The sequence below is a fragment of the Streptomyces sp. Ru73 genome (assembly GCF_002920575.1).
Taxonomy (GTDB): domain Bacteria; phylum Actinomycetota; class Actinomycetes; order Streptomycetales; family Streptomycetaceae; genus Streptomyces.
Genome location: NZ_PQSQ01000069.1, coordinates 26459 through 43343, shown reverse-complemented (window position 1 = coordinate 43343; position 16885 = coordinate 26459). Strand labels below are relative to the sequence as shown.

Annotated in this window: 9 protein-coding genes and 2 pseudogenes; 7 read left to right on the top strand and 4 right to left on the bottom strand. The window is 73.1% G+C overall.

All coding sequences use genetic code 11. The features are described from left to right. Window positions 1-1201: pseudogene (locus C3486_RS25580) on the top strand (AAA family ATPase); the annotation flags it as partial. 232 nt (window positions 1202-1433) lie between these two features. Further along, complete coding sequence (locus tag C3486_RS25575; RefSeq protein WP_103835116.1) at window positions 1434-2852, top strand: sugar porter family MFS transporter; 1419 nt, start codon at window positions 1434-1436, stop codon at window positions 2850-2852. A 93-nt stretch (window positions 2853-2945) separates the two neighbouring features. Here the strand turns inward: C3486_RS25575 and C3486_RS25570 are convergent, their stop codons facing one another. The 3 genes from C3486_RS25570 to C3486_RS25560 form a co-directional block, all read right to left on the bottom strand. Continuing rightward, window positions 2946-3941, bottom strand: a complete 996-nt coding sequence (locus C3486_RS25570) for an LLM class flavin-dependent oxidoreductase (protein WP_103835115.1) — start codon at window positions 3939-3941, stop codon at window positions 2946-2948. A gap of 85 nt (window positions 3942-4026) precedes the next feature. Beyond that, window positions 4027-5490, bottom strand: a complete 1464-nt coding sequence (locus C3486_RS25565) for a cytosine permease (protein WP_103835114.1) — start codon at window positions 5488-5490, stop codon at window positions 4027-4029. Between the two features lie 278 nt (window positions 5491-5768). Then, on the bottom strand, window positions 5769-6992 hold the full coding sequence (locus C3486_RS25560; RefSeq protein ID WP_103835113.1) for an NAD(P)/FAD-dependent oxidoreductase: 1224 nt from the start codon (window positions 6990-6992) through the stop codon (window positions 5769-5771). Window positions 6993-7166: 174 nt separating this feature from the next. Between C3486_RS25560 and ftsY the strand changes: the two genes are divergently transcribed. Then, window positions 7167-8396, top strand: a complete 1230-nt coding sequence (ftsY, locus tag C3486_RS25555) for a signal recognition particle-docking protein FtsY (protein ID WP_103835112.1) — start codon at window positions 7167-7169, stop codon at window positions 8394-8396. A 276-nt stretch (window positions 8397-8672) separates the two neighbouring features. Here the strand turns inward: ftsY and C3486_RS25550 are convergent, their stop codons facing one another. Beyond that, on the bottom strand, window positions 8673-9350 hold the full coding sequence (locus C3486_RS25550; RefSeq protein WP_103835111.1) for a bifunctional DNA primase/polymerase: 678 nt from the start codon (window positions 9348-9350) through the stop codon (window positions 8673-8675). Window positions 9351-9792: 442 nt separating this feature from the next. Between C3486_RS25550 and C3486_RS25545 the strand changes: the two are divergent. The 4 genes and pseudogenes from C3486_RS25545 (at window position 9793) to C3486_RS25525 (ending at window position 16779) form a co-directional block, all read left to right on the top strand. Beyond that, window positions 9793-11281: pseudogene (locus C3486_RS25545) on the top strand (hypothetical protein). 311 nt (window positions 11282-11592) lie between these two features. After that, window positions 11593-13050, top strand: coding sequence for an ammonium transporter (locus tag C3486_RS25540; protein ID WP_103835110.1), 1458 nt, complete (start codon window positions 11593-11595; stop codon window positions 13048-13050). Beyond that, a complete protein-coding gene (locus C3486_RS25535) occupies window positions 13047-13385 on the top strand; it encodes a P-II family nitrogen regulator (protein ID WP_030267115.1) in 339 nt (112 codons plus the stop codon). Before C3486_RS25540 ends, C3486_RS25535 begins: the two co-directional genes overlap by 4 nt. A 376-nt stretch (window positions 13386-13761) precedes the next feature. Beyond that, window positions 13762-16779, top strand: coding sequence for a [protein-PII] uridylyltransferase (locus tag C3486_RS25525; protein ID WP_308461265.1), 3018 nt, complete (start codon window positions 13762-13764; stop codon window positions 16777-16779). Window positions 16780-16885 lie beyond the last annotated feature (106 nt).

Sequence of the window (16885 nt, the reverse complement as noted above, 5' to 3'; positions counted from 1 at the left end):
GCGCGGCAGACCGAGATGGAGGCGCGCCTCCAGGTCCGTACGCACGAGGAGCGGGTGAAGGGGCTTGCGGGCCGGGCGGACGGGCTGGACCGCGCGGCGCGTGCCGAGCGGGAAGCGCGGGCGCGGGCCGAGCAGCGGCGCGACCCGGCTGCGCCACGAGGCGCGGGTCGCGTCGGCGGTCGCGGACGGCGCGCGGCAGCTGCTCGCGCACATCGAGGTCTCGCTGGTCCGGGCCGAGGAGGAGCGCGCTGCGGCCGAGGCGGCCAAGGCCGAGCGGGAGCAGGCGCTGGTCGCCGAGCGGGAGCGGGGCCGTGAGCTGAAGGACGCGCTGGACAAGCTGACGGACTCGGTGCACCGGGGCGAGGTGCTGGGCGCCGAGAAGCGCATGAAGATCGAGCAGCTGGAGACCAAGGCGCTGGAGGAGCTGGGCGTGGAGCCGGCCGGGCTGGTCGCCGAGTACGGCCCCGACCAGCTCGTGCCGCCGTCGCCGCCGGCCGAGGGCGAGGAGCTGCCGGCCGATCCGGAGCACCCGCGGAACCAGCCGGTGCCGTTCGTGCGGGCCGAGCAGGAGAAGCGGCTGAAGGCAGCCGAGCGGGCGTATCAGCAGCTCGGGAAGGTGAACCCGCTTGCGCTGGAGGAGTTCGCCGCGCTGGAGGAGCGGCACAAGTTCCTCAGTGAGCAGCTTGAAGACTTGAAGAAGACCCGCGCGGATCTGCTCCAGGTGGTGAAGGAGGTCGACGAGCGCGTCGAGCAGGTGTTCACCGAGGCGTTCTGGGACACCGCGCGTGAGTTCGAGGGCGTCTTCGCGCGGCTCTTCCCGGGCGGCGAGGGGCGCCTGGTGCTGACCGACCCGGACAACATGCTGACCACCGGCGTGGACGTCGAGGCGCGGCCGCCGGGCAAGAAGGTCAAGCGGCTGTCGCTGCTCTCGGGCGGCGAGCGGTCGCTGACCGCCGTTGCCCTGCTGGTGTCGATCTTCAAGGCGCGGCCGAGCCCGTTCTACGTCATGGACGAGGTCGAGGCGGCGCTGGACGACACCAACCTGCAGCGGCTCATCCGGATCATGGAAGAGCTGCAGGAGAGCTCCCAGCTGATCGTCATCACGCACCAGAAGCGGACGATGGAGGTCGCCGACGCGCTGTACGGCGTGTCCATGCAGGGAGACGGGGTATCCAAGGTCATCAGTCAGCGACTGCACTGAGCCGACTGCGGAGGTGATCAAGGCACCTACCTGCGATTGTTCACAACCTGAACTCAGCTCCCCAGAGTGACCGCTCAGATCACTTCAGTGCCCCCTATTGACTTAGAAACTTGAAGGCATAGTCTCTGCAACGTTGCTTTTACCTTCAAGTGGTGGGTGCCGTGTTCGTATGCGCCACTGGAAGAGCCAGCCCCCTACGCCCGGCAGCGCAGCCGGGCCACTGGAGTACACGTTGACCAGCACCGCGCAGCCGGCGGTCCCCGAGGGCCGCAAGGCCCATCCGGACCATCTCGGCCATGTCATCTTCATCACCGCGGCTGCCGCGATGGGCGGCTTCCTGTTCGGTTACGACAGCTCCGTGATCAACGGTGCCGTCGAGGCGATCCGGCACCGGTACGACGTCGGTTCCGCCGGCCTCGCCCAGGTGATCGCCATCGCCCTGATCGGCTGCGCCATCGGCGCCGCCACCGCGGGCCGGATCGCCGACCGCATCGGCCGCATCCGCGTCATGCAGATCGCGTCCGTGCTGTTCACGGTCAGCGCCATCGGCTCCGCGCTGCCCTTCGCGATCTGGGACCTGGCCATCTGGCGCGTCGTCGGCGGCTTCGCCATCGGCATGGCCTCGGTCATCGGCCCCGCCTACATCGCCGAGGTCGCGCCGCCCGCGTACCGCGGCCGGCTGGGCTCCTTCCAGCAGGGTGCGATCGTCATCGGCATCGCCATCTCCCAGCTGGTCAACTGGGGCATCCTGAACCTCGCCGACGGCGACCAGCGCGGCAAGCTCGCCGGCCTGGAGGCCTGGCAGTGGATGCTCGGCGTCATGGTCGTCCCGGCCGTCCTCTACGGCCTGCTCTCCTTCGCCATCCCCGAGTCGCCCCGCTTCCTGATCAGCGTCGGCCGCCGTGACAAGGCCAAGGAGGTGCTCGCCGAGGTCGAGGGCACGAGCGTGGACCTCGACGTCCGGGTGGACGAGATCGAGCAGGCGATGCGCCGCGAGCACAAGTCCACCTTCAAGGACCTGCTCGGCAGCAGGGCGGGCTTCCTGCCCATCGTCTGGGTCGGCATCGGCCTGTCGGTCTTCCAGCAGCTGGTCGGCATCAACGTCGCGTTCTACTACTCCTCGACGCTGTGGCAGTCGGTGGGCATCAACCCCGAGAGCTCGTTCTTCTACAGCTTCACCACGTCGATCATCAACATCATCGGCACCGTGATCGCGATGGTCTTCGTCGACAAGATCGGCCGCCGCCCGCTGGCGCTGATCGGCTCCGCCGGCATGGCGGTCGCGCTGGCCCTGGAGGCATGGGCCTTCGCGTCCAAGACCGCGGCCGGCACCCTGCCGTCCACCGAGGGCACCGTCGCCCTGATCGCCGCGCACTTCTTCGTGCTCTTCTTCGCCCTCTCCTGGGGCGTGGTGGTCTGGGTCTTCCTCGGCGAGATGTTCCCGAACAAGATCCGTGCCGCGGCGCTCGGTGTCGCCGCCTCGGCCCAGTGGATCGCCAACTGGGCGATCACGGCCAGCTTCCCGAGCCTGTCGGACTGGAACCTCTCCGGCACGTACGTGATCTACATGATCTTCGCCCTGCTCTCCATCCCCTTCGTGCTCAAGTTCGTGAAGGAGACGAAGGGCAAGGCGTTGGAGGAGATGGGCTAACCCCCCCGCCAGCCTTTCTCCTCGCCACGGATCTGCCCCGGCTCCCCGATGGAGCCGGGGCAGCCGCATGCCCGGGCCCGGACGCGCGGGCCCTCAGCCGGCCGTGCCGAGCGCCGGCAGCACCCGCTCCGCGAACAGGTGCAGCGACCGCCACCCCTCGTCCACCGGCATCCCGCCGCACAGGGGGTGCAGGACCAGCGGGTCCGAGGCCTCCGCCTTCCCCGCGTACGCCACGCACTCCTCGGGCGTGAGCACCCGGTACACGCCCTCCTCGCGCAGCGCCGCCACGTCGTCCGTGGCCCGTGAGCGCACCGCCGAGCGGATGTCCGCCGACTGCCAGCCCGCGTAGGTGCGCGCCTCGTACAGGAAGTGCTCGCCGTAGCGCTCCCAGGCCCGGTCCGGGTCCTCCGCGACGTGCAGCAGCGCGGTGGTGGCCGGCGGGTCCATCACCCAGCCCTCGTGCCCGTGCGCGGCGCACTGCTCGTGGTAGTACGCGACGAGCTCCGGCAGGTGGGCGCTGGGGAAGAACGGCAGGCCGAGCCGGGCGGCCCGGCGCGCGGCCGGGCGCGAGCCGCCGCCCACCAGGAGGAGCGGGTGCGGCTGCGTGGCCGGGCGCGGCGTGACGCGTACCGTGCGCCCCCGGTACGTGAACGGCTCGCCGGTCCATGCCCGCAGCAGCGTCTCCAGCGCCTCGTCCTGCAGCGCGCCGCGCCGCTCCCACGCCACGCCGTGCGCCGCGTACTCCTCGGGCCGGTAGCCGATGCCCGCGACGGTCACCAGCCGGCCGCCGCCGAGCAGGTCCAGTACGGCGAGGTCCTCGGCCAGCCGCAGCGGGTCGTGCAGCGGGGTGATCAGCGCGGAGACCGTGACGGTGATCCGCCGGGTGGCGCCGAGCACGGCTCCGGCGAAGGTGAGCGGTGAGGGCATCCAGCCGTTGCCGGTGGCGTGGTGCTCCTCGGTCTGGACCGTGCTGAGGCCCATGTCGTCGGCGTACCGGGCCATCGCGACGGCCGCCCGGTAGCGCGCTCTCAGGCCCTCCGGGGTGGGCGCGGGGTCGACCAGGTTGAAGCGCAGGACCGTGACGGGCATGAGAACGTCCCCTTCGCCGGGAGGTGGCGAAGGGGACGTTAGCTGATGCTGTGTCAGTTGTGGAGAGGGCGGGCGCCCGCCGCGGCTACCGCCCGGCCGGTATCGGCTGCGGCGCCGCGTCACCCTTCGCGGGGGCGTTCTCGCGCGGCGTGGGCAGCACCGCGAAGACCACGGCGGCGACCACGATGGTGACGGCCCAGCCCAGCCCGTGCGTGCCGAGCCAGGTGCCGGCCAGCGGGCCGGTGAACCACTGGACCTTGGTCAGGCAGAGCCCGATGGCCAGGGCCACGCCCCAGGCGGTCAGCGCCTGCCAGCAGAAGCCGCCGGCGTACCAGTAGCGGCCGGTGCGGGTGGTGTCCATCAGGGCCTCGGCGTCGTACCGGACGGTGCGCCGGGCGCGGCGCGCCATGTCGATGGCGTACACCCCGACCCAGGCGGAGAAGGAGACCGCGAGCAGCGTCAGGAAGGCGATGAACTGGCTGATGAAGCTGGACGCCACCAGCATCATGAAGGCGCCGCCGACCAGGCTGATGACGGCGTTGATGCTGACCGCCAGCGGGCGCGGCAGCTTCACGCCCATGGTCTGCGCGGTGAAGCCCGCCGAGTACATCGACAGGCTGTTGATCAGCAGCATGCCGACCAGCGCGGTGATCAGGTACGGCACGGCCAGCCAGGCGGGCAGCACGTCGCCGAGGAACGCGACCGGGTCGCTGGCCTTGGCCAGGTCGGGCGTGCGGGAGGACATCACGCCGCCCATCAGCACCATCGGCACCATGACCAGCCCTGCGCCCGACATGGTGGTGACGACGATCTTCTTGCCGGACGCGGCGTGCGGGAGGTACCGGGTGAAGTCCGGGCCCGACGGGATCCAGCTGATGCCGCCGGCCGCTATCGTGCCGATGCCCGCGATCATCATCGCCGTGGAACCGGCCTTCTGGGCGAAGACCTGGTGCCAGTCCATCTTGGCGATCAGGTAGACCAGCACCATCACGCTGAAGATGCCGAAGAGGTACGTCGACCACTTGTTGCAGACGTTCAGCGCCTTCCGGCCGAGACCGGAGACCAGGAACGTGGTCGCCACGAAGGCGAACAGGGTGAGCACGGTCAGGAAGTCGTTGCTCTGGATGCCGAAGAGCAGCTTCAGGACCGTGAGCAGCGCGAACGCGCCGGTGACCGCGTTGATCGTCTCCCAGCCGAAGCGGGCGACCCACAGGATCATGCCGGGGAAGTAGTTGCCCCGTACGCCGAAGGTGGCGCGCGAGAGCATCAGGCCGGGCGCGCCGCCCCACTTGCCGGTGACGGACAGCAGGCCGGTGAGGCCGAAGGAGACCGCGGCGGCGATCAGCGCGACGACGAGCACCTGCCAGAAGTTCAGGCCGTTGAAGACCACCAGCGAGGCGCCCATGGTCAGGAGCAGCACGCTGATGTTGGCGGCGACCCAGGTGGGGAAGAGCTCGCGGACGCGGCCGCGGCGTTCGTCGTCGGGGACCGGTTCGATGCCTCGGGTCTCGACGGTTCCTTCGGTCTCGGGGGAGGCCGTGGTGTCCATGGTGCAGGTGTCTCTCGTGCGCTGGGGCAAGGGCACCCCCACAGGGGGCAGTCGGCAGCGGCGGTGGTGCCTGGCTGCGGGGCGCGGTGGCCGACGAGGACTCTACGCGCGTTGCGCGGCCGTCCACCATCGTACTTTGCACCAACTTCCTGCCGTAAGACCCGTTGGACCCTCCGACGAGTCGGGCGCGTCACATTTCTCGTCGGAGGGTCCAGCCGGGTCCCGGAGCCGCTGGCCGGCCGGTGGCTTTCCGGCCGGTATGCGCCCGGAGGCGCCGGTCAGCCCGCGGGCGCCGGCACCGGCCGGCGCTGGCTCACCCGGTGGTCGGCGGCGCGCAGGATCTCCTCGGCGTCGTCCACCGGGGGGTAGATCCAGCTCTCGTTGATCGCCCGCTTCCTGGCCTTGGCCTCCGCGGCCGGCAGGTCGTTCAGCACCCGGTCGAAGCCCTTGGTCAGCACCGCGCCCGCGCCGCCGAGGTCGAGACAGGTGACGTACGGGTCGGGCGCGAACGGCGCCCGGTCCAGCCCGAGCAGGTCGGCCGCCGCGTTGTGCCCGGCGGTCTTCCCCAGCGGCGTCGCGTGCTGGCAGGACTGCGTCACCGTGTGGCCGTCCTCGGCGGGCGCGGCCGCCGTGTCCCCGGCCGCGTACACCTCCGGCACCCCGCGCACCCGCAGCCACTCGTCGACCGCCAGCCGCCCCAGCTCATCGCGCGCGGCCGGGACCTGCGCCGTGAGGCCGTCGGCGCGCACCCCGGCCGTCCAGACGGCCGTACGGGCCGGTATCGCGGTGCCGTCGGAGAGGTGCACGGCTCCCTCGTCCACGCGCGTCACCGTGATGCCCAGCCGCCGCGCCACGCCCAGCTCGTCCAGCGCCCCCTCGATCACCGGGCGCGCGGCCTCGCCGAGCCCGCGCCCGACGGCCTCGTCCCGCTCCACCAGGACGACCTCGACCTCGTCGGCGCGCCCGTGCGGCGCGGCGACGGCGCGCAGCCGGCCCGCCAGCTCCGCCGCGATCTCCAGCCCGGTGAACCCGGCGCCGATCACGACCGCCGTGAACCGTCCCGGCCCCTCCGGTGCCTCCGGCAGCGCGTGGAGGTGCTCCTCCAGGGCGACGGCCGCTTCCATCGTGTCGACGTCGTGCAGCAGGCCGGCGCCGGGGAGGTCCGGGCGGACCAGCACGCTGCCGGTGGCCAGCACCAGCCGCTCGTACGGGTACTCGGCGCGGCCCCCGGGGCCGTCGGCGACGACGCGCCGGCGGGTGGTGTCGATGCCGGTCGCCGAGGCCGCGATGCGCCGCACCCCGATGGGGCCGAGGACGCGGTCCAGCGGGACCCGGTACGCCGCCGGGTCCGCCTGGTACAGCCGGGGGCGGATCACCAGGTCCTGGCCGGGGGTGAGCAGGGCGACGGTGTGCGCGGCGCCGTGGGCGCGCAGCAGGCGGGCGGCGCCGGCGGCGGCCCAGGTCCCGGCGAAACCGCCGCCCACAATCAGGATGTCAGGCATCCAGATTCTCCTTCCAGCGCCCCGCGGTCCGTTTCCGCGGGGAGTGAACCCGGATAGTACACATCCAGATTCAATTCTGGATAGCCCGCATCCTGATTATCGGCCGGGCGGTGCGCTTGCGGAATCTGTGCCGTGCGGCCCCGCGGGCGGTGCGTGCCCGATACTGAGGGGGTTATGGAAATCGTCATCCTTGCTGTAGTCATCGCTGTGGTCGCGCTCGGCGCGATCAGCGGGCTCGTCGTCAGCAGCCGCCGCAAGAAGCAGCTGCCGCCGCCCCCGCCGACCACCCCGTCCGTCACCGCGCCCCCTGCGGAACCGCAGGTCGGTGAGGACGCCGAGACCCCCCGCGACGAGGAACGTCGCACCATCGAAGAGGTCGGGCTGCCGGACTCCGGCGCCACCCTCGTCGAGGAACCGCCCGTCGCCGAGCCCGAGGCGCCCGCCGCGCCCGAGGTCGAGGTGCCGGAGCCGACCGCAGGCCGGCTCGTCCGGCTGCGCGCCCGGCTCTCCCGCTCGCAGAACTCCCTGGGCAAGGGCCTGCTCACGCTGCTCTCCCGGGAACACCTGGACGAGGACACCTGGGAGGAGATCGAGGACACCCTGCTCACCGCCGACGTCGGTGTGCAGCCCACCCAGGAGCTGGTCGAGCGGCTGCGCGAGCGCGTGAAGGTGCTCGGTACCCGCACCCCCGAAGAGCTGCGCGGCCTGCTCCGCGAGGAGCTGGTCAAGCTCATCGGCACCGAGGCCGACCGCTCCGTGAACACCGCGAACGCCCTCGGCGCGAACGGTCAGGAGATCCCCGGCGTCGTCATGGTCGTCGGCGTCAACGGCACCGGCAAGACCACCACCACCGGCAAGCTCGCCCGCGTACTGGTCGCCGACGGCAAGTCCGTCGTGCTGGGCGCTGCCGACACCTTCCGCGCCGCCGCAGCCGACCAGCTGCAGACCTGGGGCGAGCGGGTCGGCGCCCGTACGGTGCGCGGCCCCGAGGGCGGCGACCCCGCCTCGGTCGCCTTCGACGCGGTGAAGGAAGGTATCTCCGAGGGCGCGGACGTCGTCCTCATCGACACCGCCGGCCGGCTGCACACCAAGACCGGCCTCATGGACGAGCTGGGCAAGGTCAAGCGGGTCGTGGAGAAGCACGGTCCGGTCGGCGAGGTGCTGCTCGTCCTGGACGCCACCACCGGCCAGAACGGCCTGGTGCAGGCCCGGGTCTTCGCCGAGGTCGTGGACATCACCGGCGTGGTCCTGACCAAGCTGGACGGCACGGCCAAGGGCGGCATCATCGTCGCCGTCCAGCGCGAGCTGGGCGTCCCGGTGAAGCTCGTGGGCCTGGGCGAAGGCGCTGACGACCTCGCGCCCTTCGAGCCCGAGGCGTTCGTCGACGCACTGATCGGCGACTGACCGGAGCGTGAACGGGTTAACCCGGGCACCGGCACCCCTACCGATACACCGAGCCCCGCCGCACACGGAGTGCGGCGGGGCTCGGCGCGTGCGCCCGGCGGCACGGCGCGGGGATGACGCGCCCGGCGGCCGGGCGCGGGGGATGGATTTCGGGCGGGTGCGCGCGGGGGCGGCGCGCTCCCGCGGCCGGAACGCGGCGCGCGGCCGGGGCACGGTGTCGTACGGACGGATCGCGGCGCGCGGCCGGGGGCGTGGCGCACGGCCGGGGCGCGCGGGTCAGGCGCACACCCGGTGGCAGACGTACGCCAGCGTGCCGAGCAGCAGCTTCGCCTCCGGGGGGTGACCCGCGCTGTCCAGCGTCGGCGGCCGCAGCCAGCGCATCGGGCCCAGGCCCGCCAGGTCGCACGGCGGCGCGACGACGTGGTCGCCGGGGCCCAGGCATCGCAGGTCCAGCGAGGCGTCGTCCCAGCCCATGCGGTACAGCAGCGTCGGCAGCCCGGCGGCGGCGCCCGGCGCCACGAAGAACAGCGCCCGCCCGGTCGGGGTGGCGGCCACGGGCCCGAGGGGCAGGCCCATCCGTTCGAGCCGGACCAGGGCCGTACGGCCCGCAGCGACCGGTACGTCGAGGACGTCGAAGCTGCGTCCGACCGGCAGCAGCACCGCGGCGCCCGGCGTCTCGGCCCAGGCGGCGGCCGCCTTCTCCAGCGTGGTGCCGGCGGGCAGGGTGCCGGCGAAGGCGAGGGGGTGGGCGCCGGGTGCCGGGCAGTCGTCGGCGCCGCAGGAGCAGACGGTGCGGCCGTCGCCGCCCCGTGCCGCGCGGGCGCCGGGCACGACGTCCCAGCCCCACAGCCCGGTGTACTCCGCCACCGCGGACCCCTCGGCGGGGCGGACGCGCTTCCTGGTGCCGTGGCGGATGTCCCGGAACTCCCGGATGCCGCCGATCGTGAAGCCCATGCCCCCTCCAACGGGTCCTGCGTGCCAGTGGTTACGTGCCGGAGTTTTACCGTGACTCTCCGTCGAGAGTCGTCGCCGCCGACGGTGTGACGTAGTGCTCGGGGTTGCGCGGCGTGGCAGGTGCGCCCTCAAGTGCTCCTCTCCGCCCAACCCTTCGCGACCTGTGTCAAGTCAAGCGCGCTGAGCCGCGGAGGAGTTCATTCAAAGGGGTGGCGAATGGTGGCGTTTCCTGGACCGGCCTCGCGGGAGGCGTGATCGTAGGATTACTTTCGGTGCACGAACCGGGAGGGGTATCCGCCACGCGGGTATGCCAACGGCAAGCAGAGTGACCGTCCGGCGGCTTTCCGGCGGCCGGAATCCGTGGTCGGCTGGGGTCACTCCAGGACAGGCGCCGCGAAGGAGCGGCATCCTGTCGGGGTTCGTGACAGAGAGACAGATCCGGATGGGGGCGTTCGAGTTGGGCGGCAACGGCGGCACGTGCGCTGACAAGCGCCCGAACGAGCAACTGGGCTCGTGGTTCGTGCGCAGCGGCTGGTCCAAGGGCGAACTCGCCCGACAGGTCAACCGCCGCGCCAGGCAGCTGGGCGCGCACCACATCAGTACGGACACCTCACGGGTCCGCCGCTGGCTGGACGGCGAGCAGCCCCGGGAGCCGATCCCGCGGATCCTGTCCGAGCTGTTCTCCGAGCGCTTCGGGTGCGTCGTGGGCGTGGAGGACCTGGGCCTGCGCAGCGCGCACCAGTCCCCGTCGGTCTCCGGCGTCGACCTCCCCTGGGCCGGGCCCCAGACGGTCTCGCTCATCGGCGAGTTCTCGCGCAGCGACCTGATGCTGGCGCGGCGCGGCTTCCTCGGGACGTCACTGGCGCTGGCGGCGGGTCCCGCCCTCATCGAACCGATGCAGCGCTGGCTCGTGCCCACCCCCGCCGGCGCGGCGGACGAGGCGCGGGCCGAGGGCGGGCGCCGCCGCAGCGGCCGGCTCTCGCAGCCCGAGCTGGAGCTGCTGGAGTCCACGACCATGATGTTCCGGCAGTGGGACGCCCAGTGCGGCGGCGGACTGCGCCGCAAGGCCGTCGTCGGGCAGCTCCACGAGGTCACCGACCTGCTCCAGGAGGCGCACCCCGAGGCGGTCTCCAAGCGGCTGTTCAAGGTCGCCGCCGAGCTGGCCGAGCTGGCGGGCTGGATGAGCTACGACATCGGCCTGCAGCCCACGGCGCAGAAGTACTTCGTCCTCGCGCTGCACGCCGCCAAGGAGGCCGGTGACAAGCCCCTCGGCTCGTACATCCTCTCCAGCATGAGCCGCCAGATGATCCACCTCGGGCGGCCCGAGGACGCCCTGGAGCTGATCCATCTCGCGCAGTACGGCAGCCGGGAAATGGCCACGCCCCGCACCCAGTCCATGCTGTATGCGATCGGAGGCCCGTGCGTACGCCGGCATGGGCCAGCCCAGCAAGGTCAAGCGGGCCGTGCGGATGGCCGAGGACACCTTCGCCGACGTCGAGCCCGGCGAGGGGCCCGAGCCGGACTGGATCCGCTTCTTCTCCGAGGCCGAGCTGAACGCCGAGAACGCCCACTCGTACCGCGACCTCGCCTACGTCGCGGGCCGCAGCCCCACGTACGCCTCGCTGGCGCACCCCGTGATGGAGCGCGCCGTCGAGCTGTTCGGGAAGGACCCCGAGCACCAGCGCTCCTACGCCCTCAACCTCATCGGCATGGCCACCGTCCACCTGCTGCAGCGCGAGCCCGAGCAGTGCGCGGACATGGCCCAGAAGGCCATACCGTTCGCCAAGCAGGTCCGCTCGGAGCGGGTCAACACCCGGCTGCGCAAGACCGTGGACACCGCGGCGCGCGACTTCTCCGACGTCGCCGAGGTGATCCAGCTGACCGAGGAACTGCAGCACCACCTGCCGGAGACCGCAGCGGAGGCCGTCTGACGACAGCCCCACGACCGCTCCTGCGGTACCGCGAAGACCCCGGCCGCGGCCCACGCCCCGTACAGTCCGACTCGGCTCCCCCATCGCCAGTCTGCGGGCACAGGTCGCGGCCGGTTCGCGCTTTCGCGCCCCCCGCAGGCGTTCCGTGGCCCTCACAGGCGTTCATCCGGGCGTAACACCGCCGTCGCCTTCGTCACTCCGGCGAAACACCGGGGCGCTCCACCGGAAACGGCGCTGCGTCAATCTCGTGGCGAAAGCCGGCCCATCAGCACCACGCCCGCACGGGCCGCATCGACGACGAGGAGACGCCGATGCCCCCAGGCATCCTTACGGTCGCAGCGAACCTCTCGGCCGAGAAAGCCGAGCTGAGCCCCGCCGACACCGGATTCATGCTGATCGCCACCGCCCTGGTGATGGTGATGACCCCCGCGCTCGCGTTCTTCTACGGCGGCATGGTCCGCGTGAAGAGCGTCCTGAACATGCTGATGATGAGCTTCATCAGCCTCGGCCTGGTGACCATCCTGTGGGTGCTCTACGGCTTCAGCCTCGCCTTCGGCACCGACCACGGTGCGGTCATCGGCTTCAGCGGTGACTACGTCGGACTCAGCGGCATCGGGCTCACCGAGCTGTGGGACGGCTACTCCATCCCGGTCTACGTCTTCGCCGCCTTCCAGCTGATGTTCGCGGTCCTCACCCCCGCCCTGATCAGCGGAGCGCTCGCCGACCGGGTCAAGTTCACCGCCTGGGCGCTGTTCGTCGTCCTGTGGGCGACGGTCGTGTACTTCCCGGTCGCCCACTGGGTGTGGGGCGCCGGCGGCTGGCTCTACGAGCTCGGCGTGATCGACTTCGCGGGCGGTACGGCCGTCCACATCAACGCCGGCGCCGCGGCCCTCGGCGTGATCTTCGTCGTGGGCAAGCGCATCGGCTTCAAGAAGGACCCGATGCGGCCGCACAGCCTGCCGCTGGTCATGCTCGGCGCCGGCCTGCTGTGGTTCGGCTGGTTCGGCTTCAACGCCGGCTCCTGGCTCGGCAACGACGACGGCGTCGGCGCGGTCGCCTTCCTGAACACCCAGGTCGCCACGGCCGCCGCGATGCTCGGCTGGCTCGGCTACGAGAAGCTGCGACACGGCTCCTTCACCACCCTGGGCGCCGCGTCCGGCGCGGTCGCGGGACTGGTCGCCATCACCCCGGCCTGCGGCTCGGTCAGCCCGCTCGGCTCCATCGCGATCGGCGTGATCGCCGGCGTGCTGTGCGCCATGGCCGTCGGCCTGAAGTACCGGTTCGGCTACGACGACTCCCTCGACGTCGTCGGCGTCCACCTGGTCGGCGGTGTCGTCGGCTCCCTGCTCATCGGCTTCTTCGCCACCGGCGGCGTGCAGAGCGACGCCAAGGGCCTGTTCTACGGCGGCGGCCTGGCCCAGCTGGGCAAGCAGTCCGTCGGCGTGGTCTGCGTCCTGCTGTACTCCCTCGTCGTCTCGTTCGTCCTTGCCAAGGTCATCGACCTGGTGATGGGCTTCCGGATCAGCGAGGACGAGGAGCTGGCGGGCGTGGACCAGGCCGCCCACGCGGAGACGGCGTACGACTACGGCGGCACCGGCGGCGGCACGGCCCTGCCCCGTTCGGCGGCCCCGGCCCCCGGCCCGGCACCGGCATCCGGTGAGACTCCGGAGACGGAGGACGACGGGTCCGGCTCCCGGGCCCCGCAGGCAGGATCATCGGCTCAGGCCCAGGACGGCACTCCGGGCAAGGCGAAGAAGGTGGACGCGTGAAGCTCATCACGGCAGTAATCAAGCCGCACCGGCTGGACGAGGTGAAGGAGGCCCTGCAGGCGTTCGGCGTGCACGGTCTGACGGTCACCGAGGCCAGCGGATACGGCCGGCAGCGCGGCCACACGGAGGTGTACCGCGGCGCCGAGTACACCGTGGACCTGGTGCCCAAGATCCGCATCGAGGTGTTGGTCGAGGACGCGGACGCCGAACAGCTCGTCGAGGTCGTCGTGAAGGCGGCCCGCACCGGCAAGATCGGCGACGGCAAGGTCTGGAGCGTCCCCGTGGACGAGGCGGTACGCGTCCGCACGGGGGAGCGCGGACCGGACGCGCTCTGAGGGACACCGCTGTCACCCGGGCGCACGCACCTGCGGGTGCGGCGCCCGGCCGCGCGTACGCGCTCGGGCGCGGTGCCTGGCCGTGGGTACGTGCGGGTGTGGTGCCCGGCCGTTCGGGCGTGCGGGTGTGGAGCCTGGCCGTGCGTGCTCGGGCGCGGCTGTCCCTGTTGGCCGGTGCCGAGGGGGCTCGGTGGCGGGGGCCGCGCGTGGCCGTTGCGGCCGTCCCGGCCGTCCTGGCCAGGGGGCGAGTGGGCGGCCCGTGCGGGCTGGTGAGCGGGCAGACCGTGCGGGCGAGGGGCGAGTGGGCGGCCTGTGGGGGGCGAGGGGCGGAAACGATCACTGGGGGCTGGACCGAGACGACCGAGGAGCGCCTGAGGTGACGGACAGCGTGGAGGAAACGGCGAGGCCGGAGGGGCCGGGAACGGCTGCGGGGCCGGGCAAGGCTGAGGGGGCGGGGCCCGCGGGGCCGCCTTCCGGTGCGTCGGCCGAGGGCGGTGCGTCGGCCGCCGGGGCTGGTGCGGCGACGGCCGAGGGCGGTGCGACGAAGGCTGACGGCGGTGCGTCGGCCGAGGGCGGTAGGGCGGCCGAGCGCGGTACGGCGCAGGCCGAGGGCGGTGCGCCGGCCGCCGAGGGCGGTGCGGCGAAGGGCGACGGTGGCGCCGATGAGGAGGGGTACGCGGCCGCCCGGCTGCGGCTGCTCCAGGACCCCGCGCAGACCGGCCCCGAACGCCGTACGGCCCTGGCCCGGCTGACCGACCAGTGGCTGGCCGGACTGTTCGAGAGCGCCGCCGCGCGCAGCGGCGTCGGCGATGCGGCGCTCGTCGCCGTCGGCGGCTACGGCCGCGGCGAACTCTCCCCCCGCAGCGACCTCGACCTGCTCCTCCTCCACGACGGCAAGGCATCGGCGCAGGAGGTCGCGGCCCTCGCCGACCACCTCTGGTATCCGCTGTGGGACCTCGGCCTGGACCTGGACCACTCCGTCCGCACCCTCGCCGAGGCCCGCCGCACCGCCCGCGACGACCTCAAGGCCCAGCTCGGCCTGCTCGACGCCCGCCACCTCGCGGGCAGCGCCGACCTCACCGCCGCCCTGCGCACCGCGAGCTTCGCCGACTGGCGCGAGGCGGCGCCCAAACGCCTCCCCGAACTCCACGCCCTCTGCCTGGACCGGGCCGACCGCCAGGGCGAACTGCAGTACCTCCTCGAACCCGACCTGAAAGAGGCCCGCGGCGGCCTCCGTGACGTCACCGCCCTGCGCGCGGTCGCCGCCTCCTGGCTCGCCGACGCCCCGCGAGCCGGCCTGGAAGCCGCCCGCGGCTGCCTGCTGGACGTGCGCGACGCCCTGCACCTCGTCACCGGCCGGGCCACCGACCGGCTCGCGCTCCAGGAGCAGGACCAGGTCGCGGAGGCCCTCGGCCTGCTCGACGCCGACGCGCTGCTGCGCCAGGTGTACGAGTCGGCCCGCACCATCTCGTACGCCGGTGACGTCACCTGGCGCGAGGTCGGCCGCGTGCTCCGCGCCCGCTCCGTACGGCCCTCGCTGCGCGGTCTGATCAGCGGCCGGGGCGGGCGGACCGCGAGCCGGGGCGAGCGTTCGCCGCTGGCCGAGGGCGTCGTCGAGCACGACGGCGAGGCCGTGCTGGCCCGCACGGCCCGCCCGGAGCGTGATGCCGTGCTGCCGCTGCGCGCAGCGGCCGCCGCCGCCCAGGCCGGCCTGCCGCTGTCCCCGCACGCCGTGCGCAGGCTGGCCGCCGCTGCCCGGCCGCTGCCCGTGCCCTGGCCCGCCGAGGCCCGCGAGGAGCTGCTGACGCTGCTGGGCGCCGGCGCGCGCACCGTGCCCGTGTGGGAGGCGCTGGAGGCCGAGGGGATCATCACCCGGCTGCTGCCGGACTGGGAGCGCGTCCGCTGCCGCCCGCAGCGCAACGCCGTGCACCGCTGGACCGTCGACCGGCACCTCGTCGAGACGGCCGTACGCGCCTCCGCACTGACCCGCCGCGTCCACCGCCCCGACCTGCTGCTGATGGCCGCGCTGCTGCACGACATCGGCAAGGGCTGGCCCGGCGACCACTCGGTGTCCGGCGAGACCATCGCCCGCGACGTGGCCGCCCGGCTCGGCTTCGACGCCAGGGACACGGACGTCATCGCCACCCTCGTCCGGCACCACCTCCTCCTCGTCGACACCGCAACCCGTCGCGACTTGGACGATCCCGCGACGGTCGCCTCGGTCGCCCGGGTCGTGCGCAGCGCCGGCACGCTGGAGCTGCTGCACGCGCTCACCGAGGCCGACGCGCTGGCCACCGGCCCGGCGGCCTGGAGCCGCTGGCGCGAGGGGCTGGTCGCCGACCTGGTGCGACGGGTCGGCGGACTGCTGGCGGGGGAGCCGGACGCGGCCACGCCGACTCCGTGGGAGCCCACCGCGGAACAGGAACGCCTCGCCATCGAGGCATGGCGCACCGGCGAACCCGTACTCGCCCTGCACACCCGCCTCGAACCGCCCGGCGTCCCCAAGCCCGCCGGCGCCCGCGGAACGGCGGACGGGTCGTATGGGCCGGACGGGGCGTATGGGCCGGACGGGGCGTATGGGCCGGACGCGGCTCGTGCGGCGGGCTCCGCGGGAAAGCCGGGGGCCGCGACCGAGGGCGGCCCGGGAGCCGGGGGAGGCGGACCGGAGTCCGGAGGAGAACCGGAGCCGGTCGGCGTCGAACTCCTGCTCGCCGTGCCGGACCGCCCTGGTGTCCTCCCCGCCACCGCGGGCGTACTCGCCGTGCACCGCCTCACCGTCCGCGCCGCCGACCTGCGCGTCATGCCGCTGCCGGGGGAGCTGTACGGGACGGACGACGGGGACGCGGTACGGCGGCCGGCCGCAGGTACCGAAGCCTCGGACTCGGACACCGGCGCGGGCGTGGGCACGGGCACGGGCGAGGGCGCGGGCTCCGCGTCCCCGTCCGCGTCTGTGACCGCCCGCCGCCCGGTGCTGCTCCTCAGCTGGCGGGTGGCCGCCGAGTACGGCTCGCTCCCGCAGGTGACCCGGCTCCGCGCCGACCTCGTACGCGCCTTGGACGGCACGCTCGACATCCCCGCACGCCTCGCCGAGCGCGAACGCGCCTACGCACGCCGCTCGCGCGGCCTGCAGGCACCGCCGCCCCGCGTGACGGTGGCGCCCGGCGGCTCCCGCTCCGCCACCGTGATCGAGGTGCGTGCCCAGGACGCCCAGGGTCTGCTGTACCGGATCGGCCGGGCGCTGGAGGACGCGGGCGTCACCGTACGCAGCGCCCACGTCAGCACGCTTGGCGCCAACGCGGTCGATGCCTTCTACGTCACCGACGCCGACGGCTCCCCCCTCCCACCGACCACCGCCACCGAGGTGGCCCAGGCGGTAGAACGCGCCCTGAAGTGACCGGTCAGGTCCCGGAGCCTCGGCAGGGGCCGTGACCGCGGCCGAACCCGTCGCCTCGGCCGGCCCGGACGCTGCCGGCCCTGCGGCGGGCGGGACGGACCGGGGC

Bases quoted from the DNA above. Each gene is read 5' to 3' on its own strand.
- C3486_RS25540 (WP_103835110.1), top strand. From the start codon at position 11,593: ATGCCCCCAGGCATCCTTACGGTCGCAGCGAACCTCTCGGCCGAGAAA.
- C3486_RS25550 (WP_103835111.1), bottom strand. From the start codon at position 9,350: ATGGGCTTCACGATCGGCGGCATCCGGGAGTTCCGGGACATCCGCCAC.
- C3486_RS25565 (WP_103835114.1), bottom strand. From the start codon at position 5,490: ATGGACACCACGGCCTCCCCCGAGACCGAAGGAACCGTCGAGACCCGA.
- C3486_RS25570 (WP_103835115.1), bottom strand. From the start codon at position 3,941: ATGCCCGTCACGGTCCTGCGCTTCAACCTGGTCGACCCCGCGCCCACC.
- C3486_RS25560 (WP_103835113.1), bottom strand. From the start codon at position 6,992: ATGCCTGACATCCTGATTGTGGGCGGCGGTTTCGCCGGGACCTGGGCC.
- ftsY (WP_103835112.1), top strand. From the start codon at position 7,167: ATGGAAATCGTCATCCTTGCTGTAGTCATCGCTGTGGTCGCGCTCGGC.